The following is a 26640-nucleotide window of genomic DNA, read 5'->3' on the forward strand; positions in this document are numbered from 1 at the left end:
ACCATTCTCCTCTGAGGAAGAGTGGTTGCAATTTGATTGCCTAAGTTTTTTTAAGGTAAAAGTGATTGATCTATAGGGAATCCCTAGGGAAGCTAGGACCTTACGGAGGATTCCATGGGCTTGATTGATCTTTCTATTCGCCGCCCCGTTTTTGCCTGGGTCATCATGTTTGCACTCATCGTTTTTGGTGCCATCTGCGGAAACCGCATGGGGATCAGTCAACTTCCTGATGTGGATTTTCCGATCGTCAGTGTCTCTGTCACTTATGAGGGCGCCGCTCCCGAAGTTGTCGAAGCTGAATTGGTGGACCCTATCGAAGAACGCCTTTTAGCTATAGAAGGTATCAAAGAAATGCGCTCCTCTGCCCGTCAGGGGACAGGGACTGTCACATTGGAATTTCATATCAATCGTAACGTCGATGTCGTGTTACAAGAAGTGCAAACGGCCCTTAGCCAATTGCGTCTGCCTCAAGGAGTGGACCCAGCCGTCGTCAGAAAACAAAATCCCGAAGAAGATCCGATCATGATTGTCTCCATTTACGGAGATGCTTCTTTAAAAGAAATGCTGAATTGGACGAACAATTACCTGTTGGATCAACTTCGTTTCTTGCCGGGGATTGGTGAAGTCAGCATCGGTGGTTTCAGCGAAAGAAATCTGCGTATTTGGCTGGATGTCACAAAACTGGAAGCCAACTACTTAACCGTGAATGACGTCGTTGCTGCCCTCGCCAGTCAACACTTGGAAAGTGCCGCTGGTCAATTCACAGAGAAAGACCGCGAATTGCGTGTGCGTTGGTTGGGCGAAGCAAGCAACGTGAAAGAAGTTGGCGATATTCAAATTCTGAATCGCGGTGGCCAACGTATCCAAGACCGCTCGATTTTCATCCGCGATGTTGCGCGGGTGGAAGATGGTCTTTCTGACGTTCGTCGTCTGGCGCGCTTTGAGGGCCACCAAGCGGTTGCCATGCAAGTCCGCAAGCAACGGGGAACTAATGAAGTTCAAGTTGCCGATGCCGTTCTTAAAAAACTTGCGGAAATCAAAGACAGCTTTCCCAAAGGTTACAATTACCGCGTAAATGTCGACTACACTCGGTCAACGGAAGCCACAGTGCATTTGACCTTGGAAAAACTTTGGGTCGCAGCCCTCATCACCATCGTCATTTGCTTTCTATTCCTAGGAAGCATACCAGCCGCGATAAATATCTTGTTCTCGATTCCCACCTCTATTGTCGGAACTTTTACGATCCTGTATTTCTCGGGCTTTACTTTAAATCTTTTTACTCTGCTTGCCTTGACGCTTTCTATTTCGATCGTCGTCGACGATGCGATCATGCTTCTGGAAAATATCATCCGCCACTATCGCATGGGTAAAGGCTCTGCGAAAGCTGCATCCGACGGAGCTAAGGAAGTTTTACCAGCCGCCATTGCAGCAACTCTTGCCGTCGTGGCTGTTTTCCTTCCTGTGGTGTTCATGGACGGAATTATCGGTAAATTCTTTTTCCAGTTCGGGATCACCATGAGTGCAGCAGTATTATTGTCCCTGCTTGAAGCTGTGACTATTACACCCATGCGTGCCGCTGCATTCCTTAGCAGCGAGCCGAAAGTTTCAAAACTTGAGCACTATCTAGATGTTGTGTTTGAAAACTTCTCTCACGCTTACCAGAAGGTTCTGAAAGTTACCCTTAACTGGAAATACACTGTCGTCATTATCTCCTTCATCTTTTTTGCTATCTCCATGTTCCTGATCACGAAAGTTCGACAGGAGTTCGTTCCAGCACAAGATCAAAACTTTATTGTCATCAATGCCCAGGCAGCTCCAGGTACGTCCTTACAAACAACCAGCGATATGACAAAACTGCTGGAAGATATCTTACGCAAAAATCCTAACGTTCAAGGTTTTGTAACTTCGATCGGTGGTGGGGGTGGCTCGAGCAACGTGAATCAGGCATTTATTCCCGTGACACTTATTCCGCGAGCCGACCGCTCTGTCAATCACGTCCAAGTCATGAACGATCTTCGCAAAGAATTTAAATCCGTCAAAGGCATGCGCATTTCCATGCGTGACGTTTCCGCCCGAAATCTTTCCTCTGGCCGTCAGAATCCTTTGGCCATCAACTTAAGAGGGGCTGATTTAAAAATCCTTCAGGAAAAATCTGTGGAGTTAATGGATCGCCTGGAAAAAGAAAATCTTGCTGTGGATTTGGATTCAGATTTCCGTTCAGGAATACCTGAATTGATTTTAACACCAGACCGTAAAGCCATGGCCGACCGCGGAGTCTCCATTGAAACTGTCGGTCAGCTTTTACAAGCAGGCATCGGCGGACTCCGTCAGGGGCGATACACTGCTGATGGAAGACGATATGATGTGCGTTTCAAAATCAACGAAAACCAAATTCAAAAACCCAGCGATTTCAAAAGACTTTATGTCAGAAATAATTTTGGCAATTTGATTCCGATGTCCCAGCTGGTGAACATCAAAGAGGAAGGCGCCATCCAAAGCATCAGCCGCGTAAATCGCCAAAGAGCGATCTCGGTCTTTGGTAACTTGGCTCCCGGCCAATCCCAGGCGGCAGTCCTTGCCCGCACAGCCACGATCGCCAAAGAAATCCTGCCTCCCGGATATTCTTACGCACTGGAAGGTGCTTCTGCCGGATTCGCGCAGTCCTTCCAAAGTCTTTACTCTGCTTTGGCGATTGGTATCTTAGTGGCCTATCTGATTCTCGCGGTGCAATTTAATTCGTTCATTCATCCTATCGCCGTACTTGTGGCTCTTCCCTTCAGCGTGAGCGGAGCTTTGATGGCGTTATGGTCCTTTGATGTGTCCTTGAATCTATTCAGCTTCATCGGATTGATTGTCTTAATGGGTATTGCGAAAAAGAATTCGATCCTTCTCGTAGAGTTCACCAATCAGGTGCGAAAGCATAATAAGGAAAGCATCGCTTCCGCTATTCTAGAAGCGTGTCCTGTGCGTTTAAGACCGATTCTGATGACCTCTGTTGCAACGATTGCAGCGGCAGCTCCATTGATCATCGGGACAGGTATCGGATCAGAAACCCGATTACCGATGGGTCTTGCAATCATCGGCGGAACGATCGTTTCAACATTGCTGACCTTATTCGTAGTCCCAGCGTTGTACCTGATGCTGACCCCTCTTGAGCGCACTAAAGAAGTGCAGCTTTAAAAAAGAAAAAGGCCCGCGAATTTCGCAGGCCTTTCCTCTAACTTTTATTCGATTTTTTATTTACGGATTCATCTTAAGAAGCGTTTCCACGGTCTTCTTAAGTTTATCAACGTCAAACGGTTTCTTAATGTAATCGTCAGCGCCGATCTCGAAAGCTTGTTTCATATCTTCTTCGGAAGCTTTTCCGGAAACAAAAACTAACGGAATTTTCTTAAGGTCTTTATTCTCTTTAAGTAACTGAGCAAGTTCAAAACCATTCACCCACGGAAGACCCACATCCAAAAGGATCAAATCGACCGGATGATCATCCAATACTGTCGAAAGTTCTGTGGCATCAGCAGCAAGCTTCGTCACATATCCTTCGCTTTCAAGGATTCTTTTCATCGCCGAACGCATAGTTTCGTCATCTTCAATAACCAAGATAACTTTTGGATCGAGCTTTTTCTTAGCTTCACGGAATTGATCCAAATCAACCACATCCTGACTCGCAATACGAGCCTTCGTGATCTTCTCAATCTTGTTAACCAAATCCTTGGTATTAATGCGTTTATCCTTCATAGATTCCTCAAAAATTTAGTGATGTGCTTGAGCTTCCAACCAGCGTTCTGCATCGATGGCTGCCATACATCCAGTACCCGCTGCTGTGATAGCTTGGCGATATACTGAATCTTGCACGTCTCCGGCTGCAAAGACACCAGGAATGTTTGTGTAGGTCGAGTTTGGCTGAGTTACCAAGTAACCAGTTTCATTCATATCCAGAATACCTTTGAACAAATCCGTCGTCGGCTTGTGTCCAATTGCGATGAACAAACCAGTCACGTTCATGGTTTGGGTTTCGCCCGTTTTGATATTGTGGACTTTGGCACCCGTCATAGACTTGCCGTCACCCAAAACTTCCGTCACTTCAGAATCCCAGATCACTTGGATCTTTGGATTTTTCATTGTTCTGTCTGCCATGATTTTTGAAGCTCTGAAATGATCACGTCTGTGAACCACGTAAACTTTAGAAGCAAAACGAGTCAGGAATTGAGCTTCTTCCATTGCTGTATCACCACCACCGACTACGATGATTTCCTGATTGCGGAAGAATGCGCCGTCGCAAGTCGCGCAAGCAGACACACCACGGTTCATATAAGTTTTTTCAGATGGCAAACCCAAGTACTTCGCACTGGCACCTGTAGAGATGATGATGGATTTCGCCAAGTGAAGTTTTTCACCGATCCAAACTTTGAACGGACGTTGAGAGAAATCAACTTTCGTTACGTTGCGAGTGATAAAACGAGTACCAAAACGCTCTGCTTGTTTTCTCATCACAGCAATCAGGTCTGGACCTGTTACGCCATGTTCAAATCCTGGGTAATTTTCAACTTCAGTTGTGATCATCAACTGACCACCAGCTTCTTCACCTTCGATCATTAAAGGTTCCAAGTTTGCACGACCCGTGTAAACCGCAGAAGTTAGACCCGCAGGTCCTGAACCGATAATGATGACGTTTTCAACTTTTTGATCTTCAGACATAAATACCTCTTAGAATAGACGTCTAAAGCCTAACACAAATAGGACCCATTTCATTACTTCTTTGCTTGTTTTGGAGTGCGTCAGCTACAATGAGACATGCCTGTGATTTCTTTTAAGAAAACTAGATCTCCCCTGACGGTAGAAACTGGAGCGAACCTCATGGAAGCCCTGCTTAATGGCGGGCTCCCGGTGGCTTCCAGCTGTTCTGGAGACGGCGTTTGCGCAAAATGTCGTATTCAGATTGTTTCGGGTGCAGAGAATCTAACGGCCGAGAATGAGACGGAAAAATTCCTGAGAGAAACCAAAAAAGTCGCCCCTGACAGCCGTATCAGCTGCCAGGTTCAAGTCATGGGCGACATCACCGTGGATGCGTCTTATTGGTGAGGTTTTTGTAAACGCACGAAGTTGATCAAGATGCCTTCGCGTAAAAAGATCTTTTCAAAAGCAGTTTCAAAGTTTTCTGCCTTGATCGGAGAATTGTGAAGATCACGAGTCTCGTACAAAATATTGTATTTGCTCTGACGGATTTCATCCATCGCCCAGTCGAAATAAACCAATGAATCCGTTTTGAACTCAATGATGGAACCTGGTTTTTGCAAATCGAACAAAATATCCAAATTCAATTTTTGTACGAAACGATTTTTAGGTTTCTTTGGAGAAGTCCATGGATCTGGGAAATGAATGAAGACATTATCAATTTCACCAGGAACAAAAATATCAGTCAGATTGAAAGCATGAAAACGGGCAACTGCTGCGTTTCTGCATCCTGCTTTATCAGCACGACGAATTGTTTGGATCAACGGTTTATATTTCAGCTCCAAACCCACAACCAAGCGGTTTGGATTTTTTTGAGCATAGTGAGCAAAGTGAGTGCCGTTTCCAGTACCAACTTCTAAATCCATTGGAACAGATGCATCCGTTTTGAAAACGTCTGAACGCCATTTGCCTTTATTTGCCAAAACACGCATTTCATCAAATGCGATATGGGAATACTCGCCATTCAAAGCCAACGTGTAATCAGTTTGATGAGGAAGATCCGTAGTTACATTGATTCTGCGTTTAGTGGAAATAGAAGCGTCTGTCATGCCCCACTAGTTAGACTCTGGGGGCCCTTCGGTCAAGCTTTTCACCGTGAAAGGACGACGGGCCTGGAATGGCTGCAAACGAATTGGGCAATCAGGCATATCACACTCAGAACAGTAGGATTTTTTACAAGGGTCCAAGTGAAAAGCCAGCTCCCCATCAAAGACATAATCTGCGACCACGGCCTTTTCGAAATCCTGAGACTCACTATGAACTTTGGCGACATCCCAATATTCTGGCACCACCAAATGGGCATCCACGTGATGAAAGCGGCCATTACGCATAATACGCAATTGATGAATATTGATAATACCAGGACGACGGTTTTTTTCTAAAGCATCACACAAATCTGTAAGCGAAGTTTCACTGATTTCGTCAAGCAATCCACCCATGGATTCACGAACAATCTTGTATCCCGAGTATGCCAGCTGCAAACCAATCAAAATGGCGACCACAGGGTCAAGCCATTGAATATCCGTGAGCAGCACCAACCCCAAACCGATGATAACTCCGACAGTCGTTACAACATCAGAAATAACGTGGGCCCCACTCGCCTGCAAGGCTTCTGAATGATGAGCTCTGCCGACGCGTTTCAGATACAAACCCAATAATAGATTTAAAAATGCAGCACCGGAAACAATCGCGATACCAATCTCTAACTTTTGCGGTGGATGAGGGAAAATGAGCGCTCTTACGGATTCATAGATAATTAATATAGCGGCGGAAAAAATCAGACCGCCCTCGAATGCCGCTGAAAAATACTCGGCCTTACCATGACCATAAGGATGTTCACGATCGGCTGGTTGAGAAGAAAACCAGATCACATAAAGGGCCACGAGAGAAGCCACCACATTCACGATGCTTTCCAGAGCATCGGAAAGAACTGCCGCCGAACCCGTCATGCGGTACGCAACAACCTTCATCACGAAAATCAAAAAGCTAGCGATCGCAGAAACTAATGCGGCTTTATTGCGGACCTTGTCTGATTGAGTGGATGAAGTCGTGACCATAAGAGGGTTTTCATAAATCCCTCTTAAACAGTCAATGAATTAATGATTACTTCTATCTCAGCTGAGCGGATAGAGCCGAATTAGCTGGCAGACTTTTTACGAGCGAGTGATGGGGGAATGATTTCCACCACCTTGGCTTCGTCAGGTTTGTAGTAGCTGACCTGATTACGGCCACGGCGTTTGGCATCGTACAAAGCATGGTCGGCTCTGCGCACCAGTTCCTTGGCACCAATATTTTCACCGGGAACAGTGATCGCAAACCCCACAGAAGCGGTCAGTTTGATCGAGTCTTCACCATTGCGGAATGTTGTTTTTTCGATGTTTTCACGCAAGCGTTCACAAAAATGCATCGCACCTTCGTGATTTGTTTCCGTCAATACAACCAGGAATTCGTCACCACCATAGCGGGCCGGGATATCAATATTCCGAGTACATGCACGAATGATTTTACCCACTTCCGAAAGCACATAGCTTCCGAACAAGTGGTCATGTCCGTCATTCACGGTTTTAAAATAGTCCATATCCATCATCACCACGCAGACGTCACGACCAAAGCGTCTTGCACGCTCCATCTCGAACTCCAGGCGTTGATAAAGGGAACGCATGTTGTACAGATTCGTCAAATCATCGGTATCAACCAACTCTTTAAGTTTATCATTCGCAAATAACAACTGCTCGTGAAGGTCACGGATACGCAATTGCGAGCGAATTCGCGCTAGCAACTCAAGAGGAACAAAAGGTTTTACAATGTAATCGTCAGCCCCTGAATCCAGAGCTTCAATGATCGCTTCTGTGTGCGAGTTTTCAGAGACGAAAACGCAGGAAACATGCGACAAACGTTCACGGATCGCACGCAACACGCGCAAGCCCGCCATCGATTGTGCCATCCAATCCAAAATAACAACGTGAGGAATCCACGACTCGATCAGCTTGTGAGCTTCACCTTCCGTCGTCACTCCACGCGCATCATAGCCTTCCCAACGGAGAGGCTCCAACAGTATTTCTAAACTGTCTGGATCGTCGTCGATCACAAGGATACGGCGACTTTTAGGATGTTTATTGCTACCAGTTTCAAAACCACTCATCTACACACCAGTATAACTTTGACGTTCTCTTCGGTTTAGTTCTGGCTCGAGTTGAGTCCAAAATTCAGTCTTATGTACTGGGTTAAATTTGCCCCCTTTCCCCTGGGCTTTCGTGGGGTCCCCTGGCGAGTGGGATGGGGGAGCTATTTGCTTCAGACAGTCCTCGCTCGACTTTTCAATTAGCCTTGAACTCTGACTTTTGGCTCGCTGCGGAACTCGCAACTAGCTCCCCCATCCCACCCACCAGGCTCCAACAAGAAATTTGGGGAGGGTGCGAATTTACTAGTTATTAGACTCAATAGGATTCAGTTCGGGCTAAAAATATACCTAAGAGAAATGCAGTTGGAGATGCCTGAGGTTTATTCGAGGATTTTTGGAATTTTGGGGGTATCGGTCATTTGGGGTTTCTCGTTGAATTGCCTTGGATTTTTCGATAGTTATGGTGGATCTAAATTGGCTTCTTTGGAGTGGGTTTTTATGAGTTTGAATTTTACTGAGATTGAGAAGAAGTGGCAGAAGAAATGGGCGGATGCTGAGGCTTTTAAGGCTGAGGCGACTTCTTCTAAGCCGAAGTACTATGCGTTGGATATGTTTCCATATCCTTCTGGATCTGGGTTGCATATTGGGCACATGGCTTCTTATACGCCGGGTGATATCGTTTCTCGCTACAAACGTGCGAAGGGCTTTAACGTTCTTCATCCTATGGGTTACGATGCGTTTGGTTTGCCGGCAGAGCAATATGCTATTCAAACTGGTATTCATCCTGCGATCACGACTGAAAAAGCGATCGAGAGCTTCCGCAAAACTCTTCAGTCATTTGGTTTTAGCTTTGACTGGAGTCGCGAGATTTCTACGGCAGAGCCTAAATACTACAAATGGACTCAATTCATTTTCTTGAAACTTTTCGAGCGCGGACTTGCTTACCAAAAAGAAGTTCCTGTGAACTGGTGCCCAGAACTTAAAACAGTTTTGGCGAATGACGAAGTGATCGACGGTAAATCTGAGCGCGGTGGTCACCCGGTGATTCGTGTTCCGATGAAACAGTGGATGCTTAAAATCACAGACTATGCTGAACGTCTTTTGAACGACTTGGACAAACTTGATTGGCCAGAGCGCACGAAAGAAGGCCAACGCAATTGGATTGGCAAATCTGAAGGCGCACGCGTTACTTTCAAAGTTAAAGACGAAGCAGATTTGTCATTCGAAGTCTTTACCACACGCCCTGACACTTTGTTCGGTGTGACTTTCATGGTGATGGCTCCGGAACATCCGTTGGTTAAAAAAATCACGACTCAACCTCAGCACGCGGCGGTTGAAGACTACGTGCTTGCGACGTCTCGTAAATCTGAAGTTGAACGTAAAGCGACAACGGAAAAAACAGGTGTCTTCACAGGTGCCCATGCGATCAACCCGATCAGCGGTGAAAAAATCGAGATCTGGATTGCTGACTATGTACTGACTGACTACGGAACAGGTGCCATCATGGCGGTTCCGGGTCACGATGCCCGCGATCACGAGTTTGCGACGAAATTCAATCTTCCAGTGAAGCGCGTGCTTGAGGGTGGCGAAACTTTGCCATTCGAGGGCGACGGTAAATTGGTAAATTCTGATTTCCTAAATGGTCTTTCTAAGAATGAAGCTATCAGCAAAATGATCGCTCACCTGGAAGACAGAAAATTGGGGACTCGCGAAGTTCAATACAAGCTTCGTGACTGGTTGTTCTCTCGCCAACGTTATTGGGGCGAACCGTTCCCGATCGTAAACCTTGCGGGTGGCAAACAAATGGGAGTTCCTTACAACGAACTTCCAGTAATGTTACCTGAAGTGGCGGACTATGAACCTTCTGAGACTGGTGAAGCTCCCCTTGCGAAAATTCACGAATGGGTGAACTACCAAGGTAAAGCTGGCGAAACGGGTCGTCGCGAGACAGACACTATGCCAGGTGCTGCGGGTTCTTCGTGGTATTTCCTTCGCTACATTGATCCTAACAATGACGCCGCTCCATTTGATCCAAAAGCTGAAAAATACTGGATGCCAGTAGATCTTTATGTAGGTGGACCTGAGCACACTGTGGGTCACTTGCTGTATTCCCGTTTCTGGATGAAGGTTCTTTTCGATTGCGGTCTTGTGACTCACGACGAACCATTCCAAAAACTGGCTCACCAAGGAATGATCTTGGGACCAGATGGTCAAAAGATGTCAAAATCTCGCGGAAATGTGATTTCGCCAGAGGAGATCGCCAAAACTCACGGGGCTGACTCGATCCGTATGTTTATCAGCTTTATGGGTCCTTTGAACGCCGACAAACCGTGGTCACCGACTGGCATCGACGGCGTGAAGCGTTTCTTGGATCGCGTAGGCCGCCTGGTTGTTTCTGATGACGGTAAATACGTTGCCACGAAGGACGCGTTGCCACCGGCGATTGAGAAATTACTTCATAAAACGATCAAAAAAGTCACTGACGACATCGAATCCATGAGCTTTAACACAGCGATTGCGGCGATGATGATCCTGGTAAATGACCTTTACAAGGCCGAGTGCCGCTCTGAATTGGCTCTAAAACCACTCGCGCAAATCTTGGCGCCTTTTGCTCCGCATTTGGCTGAGGAATTGTGGGAAAAAATGGGCGGTCAGGGACTTTGCTCTTTGGCTCCATGGCCGAACTATGATAGTAACCTTTGCGCTGATGACACTGTGACAATCGGCGTGCAGGTGAATGGAAAAATGCGCGGCACGATCGAAATTGGAGTTGCTGCTTCTGAAGAGGAAGCACTGACTGCGGCGAAAGCCGTGCCCGGTGTTAATTCTGCACTTTCTGGCAAAGAACCTGATAAGGTGATTTACAAAGCTGGAAAGATTTTGAATCTTATAATCAAAGCATAGGGCCTATTGGTTGGCCCTTGCTCAGCAAGTGAGGGTCAACGACGATGTCAAATTGGAGTCCTGAAAAAAGCGCGGCGCTTTACGGTATCAACAACTGGGGCAACGGTTATTTCAGAATTAATTCAACGGGAACTGTTTCAATTACTCCAATGGGTGCCAACGGCCCCTCTGTTGACCTTCACGAATTGACTCAAGATCTTTTGGACCGTGGTATCCGCGTTCCAATCATGATCAGATTCCCAGACATCATCAAATCTCGCGTTGAACTTTTGAACGGCTGCTTTAAAAAAGCATTCGCTGATCACGGTTACAAAGGTAACTACAACGGCGTCTACCCAATCAAAGTGAATCAGCAACGCCACTTGGTTCAAGAACTAGTAAAATACGGTCGCGACTACAATATGGGTCTTGAATGTGGTTCTAAGCCAGAGCTTCTTGTGGTTCTTGCTTTGATGAACACAGAAAACGCGTTGATCATCTGTAACGGCTTCAAAGATGCTGAATACATCGAGACAGCTATCCTTTCTCAAAAACTAGGGCGCAACACGATCATCGTTGTGGATCGTAAAGAAGAATTGAAAATGATCGTGGACGTGGCGAAGAAATTCAACACTCGTCCAAAAATCGGTTTCCGCGCGAAATTGAACACCCAAGGTGCGGGTAAATGGGTTGATTCTTCTGGTGCTCGTTCTAAATTCGGTTTAACAGCCTCTGAAATCGTGGATGGCGTTGAGTACTTGAAAGCAGAAGGCATGCTTGATTGCTTGGAGCTGATGCATTACCACATCGGTTCTCAAGTTCCAGCGATCCAATCTATCAAATCTTCTTTGAAAGAAGGCATTCGCTTCTACGTTGAGCTTCACAAAATGGGCGCGGGCCTAAAATATCTAGACGTGGGCGGTGGCCTTGGCATCGACTACGACGGCTCTGGCCACTCTGACAGCTCTGTGAATTACTCTGAGCAGGAATACGCGAACGACATCGTTTCGACTGTTCAAACTCTTTGTGACGAAAAAGGCATTCCACATCCAAATATCGTGACTGAGTCGGGCCGCTTCCTGGTTGCCCATCACTCCGTACTTGTATTCAACGTCTTGGGTATGAATGACCTTCACCGTAGCGAACCACCACGTCCTGCGACGAAGTCTGATCCTTCGATCATGCAAGACATGCAGTACATCTATGAAAAGGTGAACAAAGATAATATCAACGAATGCTTCAATGACCTTGAGCAATCTAAGAATGAAACTTTGCAGCTTTTCACTTACGGCGTTCTGACACTTGAACAACGTGCGTGGTGCGAGTCTATGTACTTCACTATCGCAACTAAAATGGTGAAATTAGCACAGACAGTTCCAGATACAGAAGACATCATCGCGGCTCTTTCGAAAGAGTTGTGTGACACTTACTACTCGAACTTCTCATTGTTCCAATCTCTTCCAGATTCTTGGGCCGTTGGACAATTGTTCCCGGTATTGCCGATTCATCGTCTTGGCGAAGAGCCAACGCGTGAAGCAACCCTTGCCGATTTGACTTGTGACTCTGACGGTGTGATCGAAAAATTCATCGATACAGATTCTGGCGAGTCTAAAGACACCATCCGTCTTCACAAATACACGGATGGCGAACAATATTACTTGGGCGTGTTCTTGACGGGAGCATACCAAGAGATCCTGGGTGACTTGCACAATCTATTTGGCGATACAGACGCAGTTCACATCTCTTTGAACGGTGTTGGTTACACTATCGACCACTACGTTCCAGGCGACACAGTAACTGAAGTATTGTCATACGTTCAGTACGGCAGATCAGAAATGGTCGATAACGTTCGTCAGGCAACTGAAGACTCCATCCAAAAAGGCTCGATCACAAAACAAGAAGCAAAACTTCTGATCAAGCACTACGAAGAAGGTCTTTCTGGTTACACATATCTAGAAGAAGCCGAGTAATCCGATTCCTAGTTCCAAAATTCAAAAAGCCGATTCACCAAAAATGAATCGGCTTTTTTATTCCCCAGAAGGTACGGCCTTACCTGAAAAGGTACGGCCTTACTTCGCGTGGTAAGTCCGTACGTTATAGTTTGCTAGACTTATAAGGTTTTCTTTCTTTACTCATAAGACGACGCCGTAGGATAGGGAGCGAAACTATCCCTAAAGCTAGCCTGCCTCCACGACTATATACCAATTCGGTGGAACACTCTGCTGTACCTTTTGACCGTCTGTAAACGGATTGAAAAGCTCTTAGAAGGCACATTTTGGAGATCGTCTTCTATGATGAGATATATCTTTTCTTCTTTGGTTATTCTTGTAAGCGCTATCACGGGAACTGCGAAAGCAGAACCGACACCAGGGCCGGTTGTTGATCCGACGACGATTTGTGATGGTGGCGTTTGCTCTGAACCCATGCAAAACATCGTGGACGGGTACTCGCAAGGTGTTTCTGGATTTGCAAACCAGAGTTTAACGGGTTATTCCGGCAAATGTTTTCACCTAAGCTCGCAGTTTGATCCAAATCACCCCCATCACGGCGGCTTTATCTTTGAAAAATCTGAAAACAATCTTGGCATCAGTGGGATGTTTAATTTCTTTTATCCCGAAGATCCCTATCAAGATATGACTGCGCAAGAAATGAAGCAACGCTTTGCCGACAACGGTTCCAAGCTAAGCCCAGGAACAGAAACTGCGACTGAAGTGCAACTTGCACACATCTATGACGAAACCGACATCCGTTATTCTTATCGCAGCGATGGCTCTAAAAGGAACTTGTTCGTGATCGGTACGACGTCGGATAAAGGCGGGAATGTTTCCTCTGCTGTTTTCTGCAAAATGCTTCGCCATCCTTAAGCTGAATGTTGGGCCAGCTGCTGCTGGCCATCCGTACCAACGCTGATTTGTTTTCTGAAATATTACTCACTCCGCATTCGGGCATCTTCACCTTTTCATGTCATCCTAAACTCAATCAGACCAGGAGTTTAAGATGCAAAGTTCAAACTATCGTGCCCCAAGACGTCGCGACAACGAACTACGTTCCCTCCAAAGAGAGCGTCGTGAAATCCAATATTCACCTGAAGAACGTCAGCGGCAGGAGCAGCGCTTTGCGAATCGTAACGAAAATGAATACCAAGATAACGAATCTGACCAAAATTTCTATGACTATGAACGAAATCGCGAACACCTTCGTTACGCCTCACCCGATTTCAATACGGGATATGGTCATGATGCCAACCGACCTCTGCCGCGGGATTTCGTATCGCACTCAGATTATGAATCTGAAAAACGCATGAAAGAAATGAACAACCAGGATTGGACCGAAAGAGATTTTCATCCCGAGCAACATCAGAAACGACGTGATGATAAAACATTGCAGGCAGAGATCTCCCACGTGTTAGCGCAACATCGAGGAATCGATGCACGGGATATCGATGTGCAAGTTACGGACGGAATTGTGACTTTAACCGGGTTCGTACCCGAACGAAGAATGCGCTATATAGCTGAAGACATTTCAATTGATTGCTATGGCGTGATTGATGTGACCAATCAACTCATAGTAAGCCGTACTTCAGAAGCCGAAGCCCGCTTTGGTGGAAGAAGGACGTTTGATCGTCGTCCTTAAAACAGACGATGCTTCAAAAATAAAAACCCGCCGTCGCGAAAGCTATGGCGGGTTTAAAATTTTTAGGACTCGCCTGCCGAAGCTTTAGCGAGGGAGGGAACTACATCTTAGAGTCGAAGGCGTCGCGAACCGCTTTACCGATGTTATTCAGAAGCGTTAACGTTACAACCATCGCGATCAATGGACCCCATACAAGCCAGCCAGCGATAGTCGCCCACTTTTGTGCTTGTGCCATCAACTCACCCCAAGAAGGAGTTGGCGGAACCAATCCAAGACCCAAGTAATCCAAGATAGAAAGAGCATACACATTTGCAGAAATCGCAAACGGTGCAAACGTAATAATCGGAGTCAAAGCATTCGGAAGGATGTGGCTGGAGATGATACGAGTATGAGTCGCACCAATCGCCGCTGCCGCCTCCACGTATTCACGCTTACGCAAAGAGAGGAACTGCGCACGCATATAAGCAGAGATACCAGTCCAGCCCAATAGAGCTGTCAATCCCGCCAACACCACAATATTCGGAGTGAAGATCGAGATGATCGTGATCAATACGAACAAGTATGGAACTGACTCAACAACCTCTACGATACGCTGACCAACCAGATCCACGCGACCGCCGACATAACCCATGATCGAACCCATCGTGATACCGATAAGGTAAGTAAAGATCCATGCACCGATAGCGAAAATCATCGTGTAACGGAAACCATAAAGAAGACGTGTCATCACGTCACGACCCGATTCATCCGTACCCAACCAGTTGTGTTTGGAAGGTGCAGATGGGTAAGTTTCCACAGACTTATTGCTTTCGTATGGGTTCCACTGAATCAGTGGCCATACTTCCCAGTCGCCCTCTTTCAATTCAAGAGAACGATAGTCCATCACATAGATATCATCGCGGCCCAATTCTGACGGATGGTATTCTTTGAACAATGGGAAGTAAGTCTGACCATTGTAGTGAAGGATGTGAGGGTGACTGTTCGCCCAAAGCTCCGCAGTGAAGCTAAAGAAGAACATCGCAAGCAAGATCCAAACGGAAACAACAGCGACACGGTCGCGCTTAAAGCGTTTATAACGTTTAAGCGTAAGCTCATTTTTAATAAGATATTTCTGAATTGGATCCATCATTTGAAATCAATCCTTGGGTCAACAACTACGTAGATGACGTCGCTCAGAATACGACCCACCATCATCAGCATCGCCGAAATAAAAGTAATACCCATGATAACATTGTAGTCACGAGCCAAAACCGATTGGTAACCAAGCAAGCCCATACCATCAAGGTTGAACATCTGCTCAATAATCAAAGAACCAGCCAAGAACACACCCAAGAAACCACCCAAACCTGTAGCGATCGGGATCAATGCATTTCTAAGAGCATGTTTATAAACGACAACCTTTTCAGAAAGACCTTTTGCACGAGCTGTACGAACAAAGTCGGACTTAATAATGTCGAGCATGGAGTTTCTCATAAGGATAGAAAGCTCAGTAAAACCACCGATCGTATAACAGATCAATGGAAGAACCATGTGGTGAGCACGGTCCAGGAATCTATTCCAAGTAGACATAGATTCGTAATCGTCAGACTGCAAGCCCCCCAGCGGGAACCAGTTTGAACGGCTGGCAAAGTAAATCAATGCGATACCAAGAATAAGAGGCGGAATTGCATAGGTAAAGTTCAGCAACAGAGTCGACATCTTATCGAACCCCTGCCCAGCCTTAATAGCTTTACGCACTCCCAACGGAATACATACAGTATATGTCAGCAACAAAGTGAAAAGACCGAAGGTCAAAGAAACTGGAAGCTTACTTTTGATTACATCGATCACTGGCTCTTGGTAAGTGAAGCTTTCGCCGAAATCCAAGCGAGAGATATTTTTAAGCCAGATAAGGTAGCGAACATGAAGAGGCTTATCGAAACCATACTGTTTCTTCAAAGCCTCGATAACTTCCTCGTTGACGCCCGTGTCACCACGGCCGCCTACGCTGGATGCTCCACCACCGCCAGCCGCTCCGGAACCGAAACGGATAGCTTGTAGCTTTTGTTCAATAGGGCTACCAGGAGCCAAATTGATGAGCACAAAAGTAACAACGGTGATCCCGAAAAAAGTCGGGATCATTAGAAAAAGTCGACGGATCAGGTATACGAACAAGGTCCTACTCCCGAGAAGTAACTATTAAGGTTTAACCCACCAGTAGTCTTTACCAACTTCGTATTTGAATGTCTCTGCAGGCATGCCCATACGTGATGAATTTGCATAAAATTCATACTTATCGTTGAAAAGGAACGCGTAAGGAGCGTCTTCAGCGATCTTTGCGTATACTTTTTTCAGCATAGAAACACGTTTAGCTTTGTTCGGCTCAACACGAGCATCGTCAATCAGCTTGTCAACTTCAGGGTTTTTGTAAGCGATGAAGTTTGAACCACCAGGGATCGCATTAGAAGAGTGCCAGATTTGTTTAGGATCTGGATCAACAGAGCCACCGCCCCAACCCATTGTCACAGCGTCGAAGTTACCTTCATCAACCAATTTCAGGAATGAATTCCACTCTAGGTATTTCAATTCCATGTCGATACCGGCTTTTTTCAGGTCTTCACGGTACATAGTCCAATATTTCTCGATGTCTTTATTTGCGTAAAGAAGTGAGAATTTGAATTCTACTTTTTTGCCGTTCACTGTTTTTTCAAGAACGCCGTTTTTATCAGCATCTGCCCAACCGGATTTAGTCAAAAGCTCTTGAGCTTTCTTAGGGTTGAATTCGATAGCTTTGTTGCCTGGGTTGTATTCAGACTTGATGTACACGGCACCGTTAGCAAGATCAGACATGCTGTAACGGAATTTTTTGTTCATTTCTTCGCGGTTCAACAAGTGAGCCAAAGCGATACGAACATTTTTGTCCTGGAAGATTTCTTTACGTTGGTTCCAACCTACGAAGCCATAAGACTTAGGAGCATCATTCGCAACTTTGTGCTTGATGATTGTCTTGCCCCATGCCGGACCAGAAGTTTTCTTCATGAATGATTCAATACGAAGATCGATGAAATCCAACTCCCCTTTTTCAGCTCTTACCAAAGTTACGTTTTCGTCTTTGAAGAAGCGAAGAGTGATTGTGTCGAAATTGTAGTGGCCTTTGAAAGCCGCATCAGTGTTGCCATACCATTTGTCGAATTTTTTCAACTGGATCATTTGACCACGGTCAAACTTCAACAATTTGTAAGGACCCGCACAGATCAATTCGCGGTTCATTTTTTTAGATTTGTTAACATCGCTGTAGATGTCTTTTGGAATAACAGTCAACTCTGCAGCAGAGTCGAAGTTTTTGAAATAGGAGTCTTTAGCGTAGAATTTAACAGTGTGTGGATCTACGATTTCAACTTTTGCCAAACCTTCGTAGTACGGGCGCAAGTGAGCAGCCTCGTATACAGGATTGAAAATGGCGTCGAAAGAGAATTTTACGTCTTCCGCAGTAACAGGTTTACCATCGTGGAAAACGGCGTTTTTACGCAAGTGGAATGTGAATACTTTATTATCTTTGGAGACTTCCCACTTTTCAGCCAAACGAGGTTTCCAGTCGTAAGTTTCTGAATCACGAGACAACAAACCTTCACACACGTAGTTCTGAACATATCTTGAATAAATGTCAGTTGATGTGATCGGGTGAACCGTTGGTGGTTCGCCACCAAGGTTGTAAACGAAATTTCCGCCTTGTGGTGCAGATGCATTTGGTGCAGTTGCGAAAGCGGGAGCGGTCAAAGCTGAACTCAAGATGAGCAGCAAAAGAGCCTTCATATTCATTGTGTTTCCTCCAAAGAATTTCGCTGGGAAATTGTATAGTTCCCAAAGTGGGCTTAAAATGGGTTATGCGCCAAAAATAATCAAGTTATTGCTCGATTGACACATTGTTTAAATGCTATAAATTCTAGCGCATTTTCAAGGAGATAAGCAATGTCTGAAAAGACAGAAAAAACGGCACCAAAATTCGATCCAACGACAACCATTTCTGCTGAATTTGGAATCTTCGGAATCCCAATGACAGAAGAGGAATCCAAAGTCGTTCTTGTCCCAGTTCCCTGGGAAGTAACAACCTCTTACGGCGAGGGAGCGTCTCGCGGACCACAGATCATCCGTGACGCCAGCGAACAAATCGATCTCTTTGATATCGAAGTCGGCAAAGCTTACGAAGTGGGCTACCACATGCGTGAATTGTCAGAAGACCTGATTAAACAAAACGACAAATACAAAGCTGTTGCCCAAGAATTAATCAGCATGCGTACTAGCATGAGTGATGACACAGCTAAAATGGATAAATTGGCTGCTGAAGTGAACGCGGCATGCGAAAAAATGTCACAATGGGTTTACGATCAGTGCTCTGATGTTTTGAACAAGGGCAAACTTTTGGGCATGGTTGGAGGTGACCACTCCACTCCCCTGGGCGCTATCCGTGCTGTCAGTGATAAATTCAAAGGTGACTTCGGTGTTTTGCATATCGATGCTCACGCCGATCTTCGCGTGGCGTATCAGGGCTTCAAGCAATCCCATGCTTCCATCATGTATAATGTGATGACGGATGCTAAGAAACCAAAAAAATTGGTTCAAGTTGGTATTCGCGATTTCTGTGAAGAAGAATACGACTTCAGTGAATCCCGTCCAGACATCAAGACGTTCTATGATTTGGAACTTAAACGTCGCATGCTCAAAGGCGAAACTTGGGAAAAGATCTGCCAAGACATCTTGAAAGAGCTTCCACAAAACGTTTACATCTCGTTTGATATCGATGGCTTGGATCCCGCGTTCTGCCCGCACACAGGAACTCCAGTTCCTGGCGGCATGAGTGTTGACCAAATCTTCTTCTTGTTCCGCGAAATCCATAACTCCGGTCGTAAGATCATCGCGTTTGACCTGAATGAAGTTTCCACCGGAGGCTTGGACCCTCATGAAGTTGAGTGGGATGGCAACGTGGGCGCTCGTATCCTTTATAAAATGTGCGGTTGGTTGGTAAAATCAAATGCTTAAGGTTTACGAATACGCGAAATGCTCGACATGTGTAAAAGCTTTGAAGTTTTTGGATAGTAAAAAAGTGACTTACCAAAAACTTCCGATCGCAGAGAAGGCTCCGTCCCAAACGGAGCTTAAAAAGATGCTGTCTGCTTTGAAAGAACGCGGTGGCAGCCTGAAAAATCTCTTCAACACTTCGGGTTTGGTTTACAAAGAAATGAAGTTGTCTGAAAAACTTCCGTCCATGACGGAAGCAGAAGCTCTTAAGTTGTTGTCTGAAAATGGCAAATTAGTGAAGCGTCCCTTTGTCCTAGGCGACGACGTGGCTCTTGTGGGCTTCAAAGAAGACGAGTGGAAAAAAGTATTCTAAAATCAAGAACATCAGGTAACAGTTCCCTTTTCGTCGTGCGCAGCATTACGAAAAGGGAACTGTTACCTCGTCTAAGATCCCTAAGCGAGTATCTTCGCGTTTACCTGTGCCATAATGTTTTTATTAGAGGAGGTTATATGATCAGCCTCTCAGTAGTAATCATCACCATGGTAGCCATTATTGGAGCGCTGTGGATGATAATAAAATTTAATAAAGGCGAAGAGCTCTCAAAAGTACATCGTGATAAATACGATAGTCGTCAGCATCCAAACACAAAACGTAAAGTGAGCTGAAAATGATTGAGCCACGCACATAAACAGAAAGCGACGGAAAAGAAAACCGAGTCGCATGAAAAACTAAATTGCGAATTTAAGTTGGGATGAGTGAATAGACTCGTCCTTCTTTTTTTCAGAACCTAAGCGAACACCCAAACCGATCAATCGAACCGCCACTCCCCGGCGATTCCAGGCCTTTTCAAGCAGGCGTTCAAAGTCTTCCTGGGTGGGAAGAGCGTGGACCACTTCTTCGTGAGTGGTGGATTTGAAATCGAAAAATTTCAGCTTCACAACCATTCCCTTAACACGATCCTGATACTGGCCTCGCTCCAAACGCGACATAAAATCTTCGAATAGACCGGGGATGCGGGCCTTGCATTCCTCAAAGGTCATAAGATCTTTATTGTAAGTCTCTTCGACCGTCAGGGATTTGCGCTCCCATTCGGTGACGACTTCGCGATCATCAATGCCCCGAGCATAGTCATACAAATCCTGAGCTCGAGAACCAAACCAGCGATGCAGTTCAGGCACCGAATACTTTTGAACATCACCTAAGGTGTGAAGTCCCACATCATGCATTTTTTGAGCTGTGACTTTGCCGACGCCAAAAATTTTTTCCACCGGAAGATCTTTAACAAAGGCTTCAATATCTTGAGGACGGACTACGAATTGGCCGTTGGGCTTTTTCCAGTCGCTGGCGATTTTCGCTAAAAATTTATTGGGCGCAATTCCCGCAGAGGCCGTTAGTTTCAATTCGGTAAAAATCAGACGACGAATTTCTTGCGCAATAAGTGTGGCGCTCCCGCCGAACTCTTTGCAGTCCGTGACATCCAAATAAGCCTCATCCAAAGATAAAGGTTCGATCTTTTTAGTGAAGCGTTCAAAGATTTCCCGAACCTTTCGGCTTTCTTCTTTATAGAGATCAAAGTGGGGTGGGATTAAGATCAGTTGCGGGCACAAGCGCACCGCTTGCGAAGAAGGCATGGCGGAACGCACACCAAACTTACGAGCCTCGTAACTTGCAGTACAAAGAACACTGCGAGTATTAGGAGGCCCTCCGATGCCCAAAGGTTTTCCCTTAAGCTCCGGATTGAATTTTACCTCGACGGCTGCATAAAAGCAGTCCATATCCACATGGATAATCTTCTTCATTTACATATTATTTACATATCAAAACAGAAAGGTCAAGTAGGGTCTGTCTCTAGGTCCGTAGGTAATTGCTCTGCAGCAGGAGGAACCTGTTGAACAGGAACGAACTTTGCCGAAATCATGGCATGAGCCTTATCTGCCAAGGCTCCGCGCTCATCTTCTGGCTTTGCATGCAGAATTTCCAGATATTCAATTTCCGCTTCAACGGATTTCAAACGCAATGTCTTCCAAAAATATTCCACGAATGTCGCATCACCATACCAACAAACAGCATCACGCCATTTCGTGTTGAACGGCTCGCCATTGATACTTCTGAAATTAATGACCACAGGTTGCACTGGAACACCTGCTTCGGCAGCTGCCATCATCAACGTGCGTTTAAACGGCAAAACTTTTTCGCCGTTGGTGGACGTCGCTTCCGGATAAAGAACGATATTAAGTCCGTCTTTCAACGACTCTGCCAGACGCTTCATTTCGCTTAGAATTTTTGTGCGACTGCGACGCTCAACATAGAAACAACCCGCAAGTTCCGTGATCGGACCCAGCAAGGGAGTTTCACGCATTTCATTGGAAGTAATAAAGGACATCGGCTCGATACCCGCCAGCAACAAGATATCCACGAAACCCATGTGGTTTGCGACCAACAGACTTCCCGCATGCTTCGCAGCAGGTTTATTAATTACAGTCAGCTTAATGCCCAGAGCATTACGAGCGATCAGACCACAATAGCGACTGGCATTGGCAGAGAATCGACGACGACGTTTGTTGCGATCACGAGTGGTCGCCGCAATAAAAAGCGACGTGAGCACGTACACGCTTAAATAAAATAAAAAGAATACGGCTTTAATAAGACCACGAAGTGTCGAAGTAATAGATTCCACGTTGTCTATTATAAGGTGTTAACCGGCAAAACCGTCAAGTCACGTTTCATATCGCAGGGATCCTCGCATACCAACTAAACTTAAGTTGGTTAAGAACCCATTTTAAAACGCTTCCACAGTGTACTGTTCAAATCTTCGCGCTGAAGGATCGTTAAGAAATCCACACAACGGAAGTCACGGTCCCAAGCAGGCTCACCACCGATGAACGCGCCGATTTTCAAGTAAGCGCGACACAACGGTGGCATCAAAGCTTCAGCCGTCTCCCTTTGAGTCTCCGTAAGGGAGTCTTGATACTGAGCTTTAGCCTCTCTAATTTCTGGCATCGAATAGTCTGGAGTTGGCTCTACCTTGAAAGCTTCAGCGACGCGGCCTTCATTTTCAAAGTATGCCTGAAGCAAGGCTGCTTCCTGAGGATTTTCAGTCATCACAGTTGCACAACCGAACAAGATCTTTGCATCAGTTGCATTCATGTATTCCGCAATCCCACGCCACAGCATCGAGATCACTGCACCTCTGCGGAATTCTTTTTCGATGCACGCACGTCCCAATTCAATTTTCACTCCGGGCTGTTGCAACAAAGTGTCGATTTTAAATTCATTAGCAGAGTAAAAATTATTGGTATGAAGAGAGCAGCGGATGCGATATGTTCCGATGATTTTTCCTGAACGCTTTTCTTTGATGATCAAGTGATCGCAGTCATAATCGTAAGCATCGATATCCAGGCGACCCGATTTTTTACCCAGCATTTCGGAATGGAAGACTTCCCAGCGCAGGCTTAAAGCTTCGCGCAGCTCTTCGGTATCAGTGACGGTCTTTAGAACAAACGGTCCAACTTCCACATTGATATTAACTTTAGATTTAAACTTGTGAAGTTTGTGAGTGCGAAGCTGATAAAAGGATTGAAGTGCCGTAAACATCTTGAACTCCTCCGTTGAATCCAAGAACAGCTTAACGAACTATTTGCCTTAACATTGTCAGAAGAAGAACAGAGGATCTTTAGGATTCTGTTTAGACGAAGTGCCTGCAAGACTAAAGAATAAGAGAAGCTGCTTTATTTAAACGATCGAAGAGGGACTCCCAACGCTCGCCAATTTGATGGGCTTCTTTGTAAAACACGATACAGTCAGCACCTTTTTGAGCTGAATCACGAAGCTTTCCATAAAATTCACGTGTTGCGAGCAAAGGATCTTGGGAAAGCTTCAAGATCTCTGCTTTCGAGATTCCATCTTTTGGTTTGATGATCTTGATGCTCTCGATTTCATCCGGCAGCAAAGAAAGCTTCTGATTCACTTCTTTAAGAATATCATCCACCGGGCGTTTGGCATCGGTACTTACGATCAATGGAATGGGTGGCATATAGTGGTGTTTCATATGGCCTGGTGATTCGCGCTTATCAACTTGTTCGATAAACTCAAACGTAAATCCTTTATCCTGAAGCACCTTTTCCAAATCAGATTTCAAAATGTGCCCGCGGCGAAGAATTGACAGCTCCACCTTATCAGGACGATGACGAACCAATAAAACCGTGGACTCAATACCAATCTGGCAATCACCGCCATCCATCACAAAAACATTTTCGTTTTTAAACTCCACACGCACGTGTGTCGCGGATGTAGGTGACGTGCGACCAAACTTGTTGGCACTGGGGGCCGCCAAGGGAACATTCACTTCCTGAATCAACGCCAAAGCCAAAGGATGGTTGGGCATGCGAATCCCGACTGATTCTAAACCTGAAGTGATCATCGAATTGATGGAATTATCTTTTGGCAAAATCAGTGTCAAAGGACCCGGCCAGAAAACTTCAGCCAAGGCCTGAGAGGCAGGTCCCCAATAAGCCGTCACCTTTTTAGCCATTTCAATCGAGGAAACGTGCACGATCAATGGATCAAAGAAAGGACGCTCTTTGGTGGTAAAGATCTTTTCGATTGCAGAGGGAATGTCGATACGAGCGGCCAAGCCGTAAACAGTCTCGGTGGGAAGTCCAATGACTCCCCCTTCTTCCAGGATCTGTTGAGCCTTTTTCAAAGCCTCGTTGTTAGACATCATGAATTACTTTTCCTCGCGTAAGATACTTAAAGCACTTTCTTTTACAATATCTGCGCTCGCAAGGAAAGAGATCAATAGGCTTAAGGAAGTAATTATCGCTACAGAAAGCAGTGGTTGAGTCAGGGAGAACTGAAATCCCCCCTCAAAAATGATTCGGTTCAAGCCATAACTGACGCCCACACTTAAAAATGAACCCAGAAAAGAACTGACGAAGGCAAGGAACGCGAACTCCGTCAAAATAAAGCCTGCCACTTCGCGGTGGCTTGCCCCCAGGATTTTAAGCATGTTCATTTCCCAGCGACGCAGCTTGATTTGGCTTCGCACGATCGAGAACAAGACGATATATCCGGTAAAAAGGGCCAGATAGGCCATCAATTCCAATGACCAACTCATTTTATCGGCAGTCTTCAGCGCATCATCCACCGTTCGCACCACATCGATCACCGAAACATTGGCAAATTTCTTAGCCAGTTCATTTTGGAGAGCTGCTCTTTTCTCTGCGCTGACAGCCGGTAAGGCTGAGATAAATGTTTTCGGCGCATCGTTCAAAACACCATTTTGAACTAGAACAAAGAAGTTCGGTTGGAATGTCGTCCATTTCACTTTGCGGAAATTGACGATCTCGCCTTCCACTTCGACACCTTGGACGTCAAAGATGATTCTGTCGCCCAATTTAAAGTTCATGCGGTCAGCGAATCTTTCTTCCACAGAAAGTTCTGCAATCTTTTGTTTTTCTGGATCAAACATCGGGGCCATGGGGCGACCTTCAATGATCTCCTCACTGTCGGACAACTGTTCGCGATATGATAAATTCATACCGCGATTACGGAAACGGGCCTCGCGCTCTTCTTCGCGGGTTTTGAAACCTTGACCTTCGATCTTGCGCTCGTAATCAGTGCCATTCACTTTTAAAACACGGGCACGCACCATCGGGGCCAGGGATAGTGTTTTAATCTGATTCTCGGCCAAAACAGATTGAATTCCCGCAACCTGCTCGTCTTGAATATCGAACATAAATAAAGATGGCAGGTTGGTTTTCTGATCAACTTGCAAATCCGATTGCAGAGAATTTTTAAGTTGCGGAAGAATATTAATCAGCAAAGCACCTAAGCCCAGGGCAACGAACACCGCTAAGCTTGCTCCTGCACGACGGGACAATCCTAAGAAACTGAATTTCATCGTCCATAGACGAAGATTCTTAAGAGTTCCGGCAAACTTTAATACGAAATATCCGGCCACCAGCAAAATCGCAATGGTCGCAACCAGTGATCCTGCGAAAGCTGAACCGATCTTCCAGGAATGTGCCTGATGCACCGAGAGTCCATAGAATACCAGAATCGCTGGAATGAAGGGCCAAACACGGAACTTCCCTTCATTCACTGCGAACTTTTCTTCACTGAAAAGTTTTGCGGCTTTCAGATCATAGATTTTCATCAGGAACGGAAGACTGACCACAAAACTTCCCAGCACCGCCATTAACAGGCAAAGGCCCCAGGCTTCCATCGTCACCGCGGGCTTTAACGAAAAGGGCGTAAAGCTTCCTAAAACTTTGGTCAGAACCGGCAATACGATTTCACTTAAGGCAACCGTTGGTAAAGTCGCTAGCAGCCCCAGAAGCGATGCTTGAATCACATAAACACCGACGGCTTCGATACTTTGCAAACCCAAAGTTCGCAGAATCGCGATCTCCTTCATGCGGCTATAGAGGAACATGCGGTAAATATACGCTGCACCCAAGGCTGACATGAAAAGCGCAATAATTGCGACAAGCCCCAAATAATCTGACAAGTAGCCGAGTTGACGTCCTGAATCTTCACCCGCCGATGTTGGGGTATCCACAGATATTGCTGGATCTGGAAGTTTTAAAAAGATGTCTTCTTTAATTTTTGTTTCATCGGTCCCAGCCGGAAATTTAAACTGATAAGCTTGTGTAAAAGTACTTCCAAACTGAATCAATCCAGAATCAGGCAATAGTTTTAAATCGATGTACACCCGAGGAGCCAAGGATGCCATGCGGAAAGTTTGCGTTTCATCGCGATCAACCACATCGGAAATCTCTAAATCGAGTTTTCCAATCTGCATTCGGTCCCCGGCTTGCAGATTCATCTGTTGTTGCAGCTCAGGGTAAATCCATACTTTATGAGAATTTAAAATTTCCTTCTCACTACCAGGACCAATCTTTTTCCCGCTGTGCATTTCTAAAGCGCCATAAAAGGGATAACTGCTATCGACAGCCTTGACCATCACCAAGCGCGAACCCTTCGCTGAACTCATCATCGCAAAGAATTCATAAATGCGACCGGTTTCGGTTCCCGGCGGCAACACCGACTTCATCGCTTCCTGCTCGGCTTCAGTTAATTCTCTGCGAGCAGATACTGACAGATCGGCCGATAAAATATTTTTGGCATTTCTTTGCAGCTCGTCTTGCAGGGTCACATTGAATGCTTGCAGAGAAACAAAACCTGTCAGTCCCAGACTTAAATTGAAAATAAAAAACAAACCAAATCGCCAACTGCGAATCAGCTCTCTTACGGCCAGACGGAAAATCAT

General features: G+C 45.6%; 22 protein-coding genes. 9 read left to right on the forward strand and 13 right to left on the reverse strand.

What is annotated here, in order from left to right; all coding sequences use genetic code 11:
* The first annotated feature begins 114 nt into the window (after positions 1-114).
* Entirely contained in the window at positions 115-3180 is a 3066-nt protein-coding gene (locus ACLSU7_RS10220; protein ID WP_413291783.1) for an efflux RND transporter permease subunit, read from the forward strand.
* A 60-nt stretch (positions 3181-3240) separates the two neighbouring features.
* Here the strand turns inward: ACLSU7_RS10220 and ACLSU7_RS10225 are convergent, their stop codons facing one another.
* Both ACLSU7_RS10225 and trxB read right to left on the reverse strand, forming a co-directional pair.
* Positions 3241-3738, reverse strand: coding sequence for a response regulator transcription factor (locus tag ACLSU7_RS10225; RefSeq protein ID WP_088616303.1), 498 nt, complete (start codon positions 3736-3738; stop codon positions 3241-3243).
* Positions 3739-3753: 15 nt separating this feature from the next.
* Positions 3754-4698 (reverse strand): thioredoxin-disulfide reductase, encoded by a 945-nt coding sequence (gene trxB, locus ACLSU7_RS10230; protein ID WP_142698741.1) that lies wholly within the window; start codon positions 4696-4698, stop codon positions 3754-3756.
* A 159-nt stretch (positions 4699-4857) separates the two neighbouring features.
* Between trxB and ACLSU7_RS10235 the strand changes: the two genes are divergently transcribed.
* Positions 4858-5082: a 2Fe-2S iron-sulfur cluster-binding protein gene (locus ACLSU7_RS10235; protein ID WP_413291784.1), complete on the forward strand. Its 225-nt coding sequence runs from the start codon at positions 4858-4860 to the stop codon at positions 5080-5082.
* Here the strand turns inward: ACLSU7_RS10235 and trmB are convergent.
* The 3 genes from trmB to ACLSU7_RS10250 form a co-directional block, all read right to left on the reverse strand.
* Positions 5073-5783: a tRNA (guanine(46)-N(7))-methyltransferase TrmB gene (trmB, locus tag ACLSU7_RS10240; protein WP_413291786.1), complete on the reverse strand. Its 711-nt coding sequence runs from the start codon at positions 5781-5783 to the stop codon at positions 5073-5075. The two genes, ACLSU7_RS10235 and trmB, sit on opposite strands and share 10 nt — an antisense overlap.
* Positions 5784-5789: 6 nt before the next feature.
* Positions 5790-6791, reverse strand: a complete 1002-nt coding sequence (locus ACLSU7_RS10245; RefSeq protein WP_413291787.1) for a cation diffusion facilitator family transporter — start codon at positions 6789-6791, stop codon at positions 5790-5792.
* Between the two features lie 80 nt (positions 6792-6871).
* Positions 6872-7876, reverse strand: a complete 1005-nt coding sequence (locus ACLSU7_RS10250; protein WP_413291788.1) for a diguanylate cyclase — start codon at positions 7874-7876, stop codon at positions 6872-6874.
* Positions 7877-8353: 477 nt separating this feature from the next.
* Here ACLSU7_RS10250 and leuS point away from each other — a divergent pair, with 477 nt between their 5' ends.
* The 4 genes from leuS (at position 8354) to ACLSU7_RS10270 (ending at position 14371) form a co-directional block, all read left to right on the forward strand.
* A complete protein-coding gene (gene leuS, locus ACLSU7_RS10255) occupies positions 8354-10759 on the forward strand; it encodes a leucine--tRNA ligase (protein WP_413291789.1) in 2406 nt (801 codons plus the stop codon).
* Positions 10760-10803: 44 nt separating this feature from the next.
* Entirely contained in the window at positions 10804-12708 is a 1905-nt protein-coding gene (gene speA / locus ACLSU7_RS10260; RefSeq protein WP_413291790.1) for a biosynthetic arginine decarboxylase, read from the forward strand.
* A gap of 321 nt (positions 12709-13029) precedes the next feature.
* Entirely contained in the window at positions 13030-13602 is a 573-nt protein-coding gene (locus tag ACLSU7_RS10265) for a hypothetical protein (RefSeq protein WP_413291791.1), read from the forward strand.
* A 133-nt stretch (positions 13603-13735) separates the two neighbouring features.
* Complete coding sequence (locus tag ACLSU7_RS10270) at positions 13736-14371, forward strand: BON domain-containing protein (protein WP_413291792.1); 636 nt, start codon at positions 13736-13738, stop codon at positions 14369-14371.
* 100 nt (positions 14372-14471) lie between these two features.
* On the opposite strand, the gene ACLSU7_RS10275 is transcribed toward ACLSU7_RS10270, so the two are convergent.
* From ACLSU7_RS10275 to ACLSU7_RS10285, 3 genes are read right to left on the reverse strand one after another with little or no spacing between them, the layout of a single operon-like run.
* The gene (locus ACLSU7_RS10275; protein WP_413291793.1) at positions 14472-15500 is read right to left on the reverse strand and encodes an ABC transporter permease subunit; all 1029 of its coding nucleotides are present in this window, start codon (positions 15498-15500) and stop codon (positions 14472-14474) included.
* The gene (locus tag ACLSU7_RS10280) at positions 15497-16492 is read right to left on the reverse strand and encodes an ABC transporter permease subunit (RefSeq protein ID WP_413291794.1); all 996 of its coding nucleotides are present in this window, start codon (positions 16490-16492) and stop codon (positions 15497-15499) included. Before ACLSU7_RS10280 ends, ACLSU7_RS10275 begins: the two co-directional genes overlap by 4 nt.
* Before the next feature lie 57 nt (positions 16493-16549).
* The gene (locus tag ACLSU7_RS10285; RefSeq protein WP_413291795.1) at positions 16550-18169 is read right to left on the reverse strand and encodes a peptide-binding protein; all 1620 of its coding nucleotides are present in this window, start codon (positions 18167-18169) and stop codon (positions 16550-16552) included.
* A gap of 150 nt (positions 18170-18319) precedes the next feature.
* Here ACLSU7_RS10285 and ACLSU7_RS10290 point away from each other — a divergent pair, with 150 nt between their 5' ends.
* From ACLSU7_RS10290 to ACLSU7_RS10300, 3 genes are all read left to right on the forward strand, one after another.
* Positions 18320-19387 (forward strand): agmatinase family protein, encoded by a 1068-nt coding sequence (locus ACLSU7_RS10290; RefSeq protein WP_413291796.1) that lies wholly within the window; start codon positions 18320-18322, stop codon positions 19385-19387.
* Positions 19380-19739 carry an arsenate reductase family protein gene (locus tag ACLSU7_RS10295; RefSeq protein WP_413291797.1) on the forward strand — a complete coding sequence of 120 codons (360 nt, stop codon included), beginning with the start codon at positions 19380-19382 and terminating at the stop codon, positions 19737-19739. Before ACLSU7_RS10290 ends, ACLSU7_RS10295 begins: the two co-directional genes overlap by 8 nt.
* A 137-nt stretch (positions 19740-19876) precedes the next feature.
* The gene (locus ACLSU7_RS10300; protein WP_413291798.1) at positions 19877-20032 is read left to right on the forward strand and encodes a hypothetical protein; all 156 of its coding nucleotides are present in this window, start codon (positions 19877-19879) and stop codon (positions 20030-20032) included.
* A 63-nt stretch (positions 20033-20095) separates the two neighbouring features.
* Here ACLSU7_RS10300 and dinB read toward each other — a convergent pair whose 3' ends face one another.
* The 5 genes from dinB to ACLSU7_RS10325 form a co-directional block, all read right to left on the reverse strand.
* Positions 20096-21166, reverse strand: a complete 1071-nt coding sequence (dinB, locus tag ACLSU7_RS10305; RefSeq protein ID WP_413291799.1) for a DNA polymerase IV — start codon at positions 21164-21166, stop codon at positions 20096-20098.
* Positions 21167-21198: 32 nt separating this feature from the next.
* Positions 21199-22044, reverse strand: coding sequence for a lysophospholipid acyltransferase family protein (locus ACLSU7_RS10310; protein ID WP_413291800.1), 846 nt, complete (start codon positions 22042-22044; stop codon positions 21199-21201).
* Between the two features lie 89 nt (positions 22045-22133).
* Positions 22134-22961, reverse strand: a complete 828-nt coding sequence (locus tag ACLSU7_RS10315) for a GNAT family N-acetyltransferase (RefSeq protein ID WP_413291801.1) — start codon at positions 22959-22961, stop codon at positions 22134-22136.
* A gap of 112 nt (positions 22962-23073) precedes the next feature.
* On the reverse strand, positions 23074-24090 hold the full coding sequence (locus ACLSU7_RS10320; RefSeq protein WP_413291802.1) for an L-threonylcarbamoyladenylate synthase: 1017 nt from the start codon (positions 24088-24090) through the stop codon (positions 23074-23076).
* Between the two features lie 3 nt (positions 24091-24093).
* Positions 24094-26640, reverse strand: coding sequence for an ABC transporter permease (locus ACLSU7_RS10325; RefSeq protein ID WP_413291803.1), 2547 nt, complete (start codon positions 26638-26640; stop codon positions 24094-24096).

This window comes from Bdellovibrio sp. HCB185ZH (assembly GCF_047302455.1).
GTDB lineage: Bacteria > Bdellovibrionota > Bdellovibrionia > Bdellovibrionales > Bdellovibrionaceae > Bdellovibrio.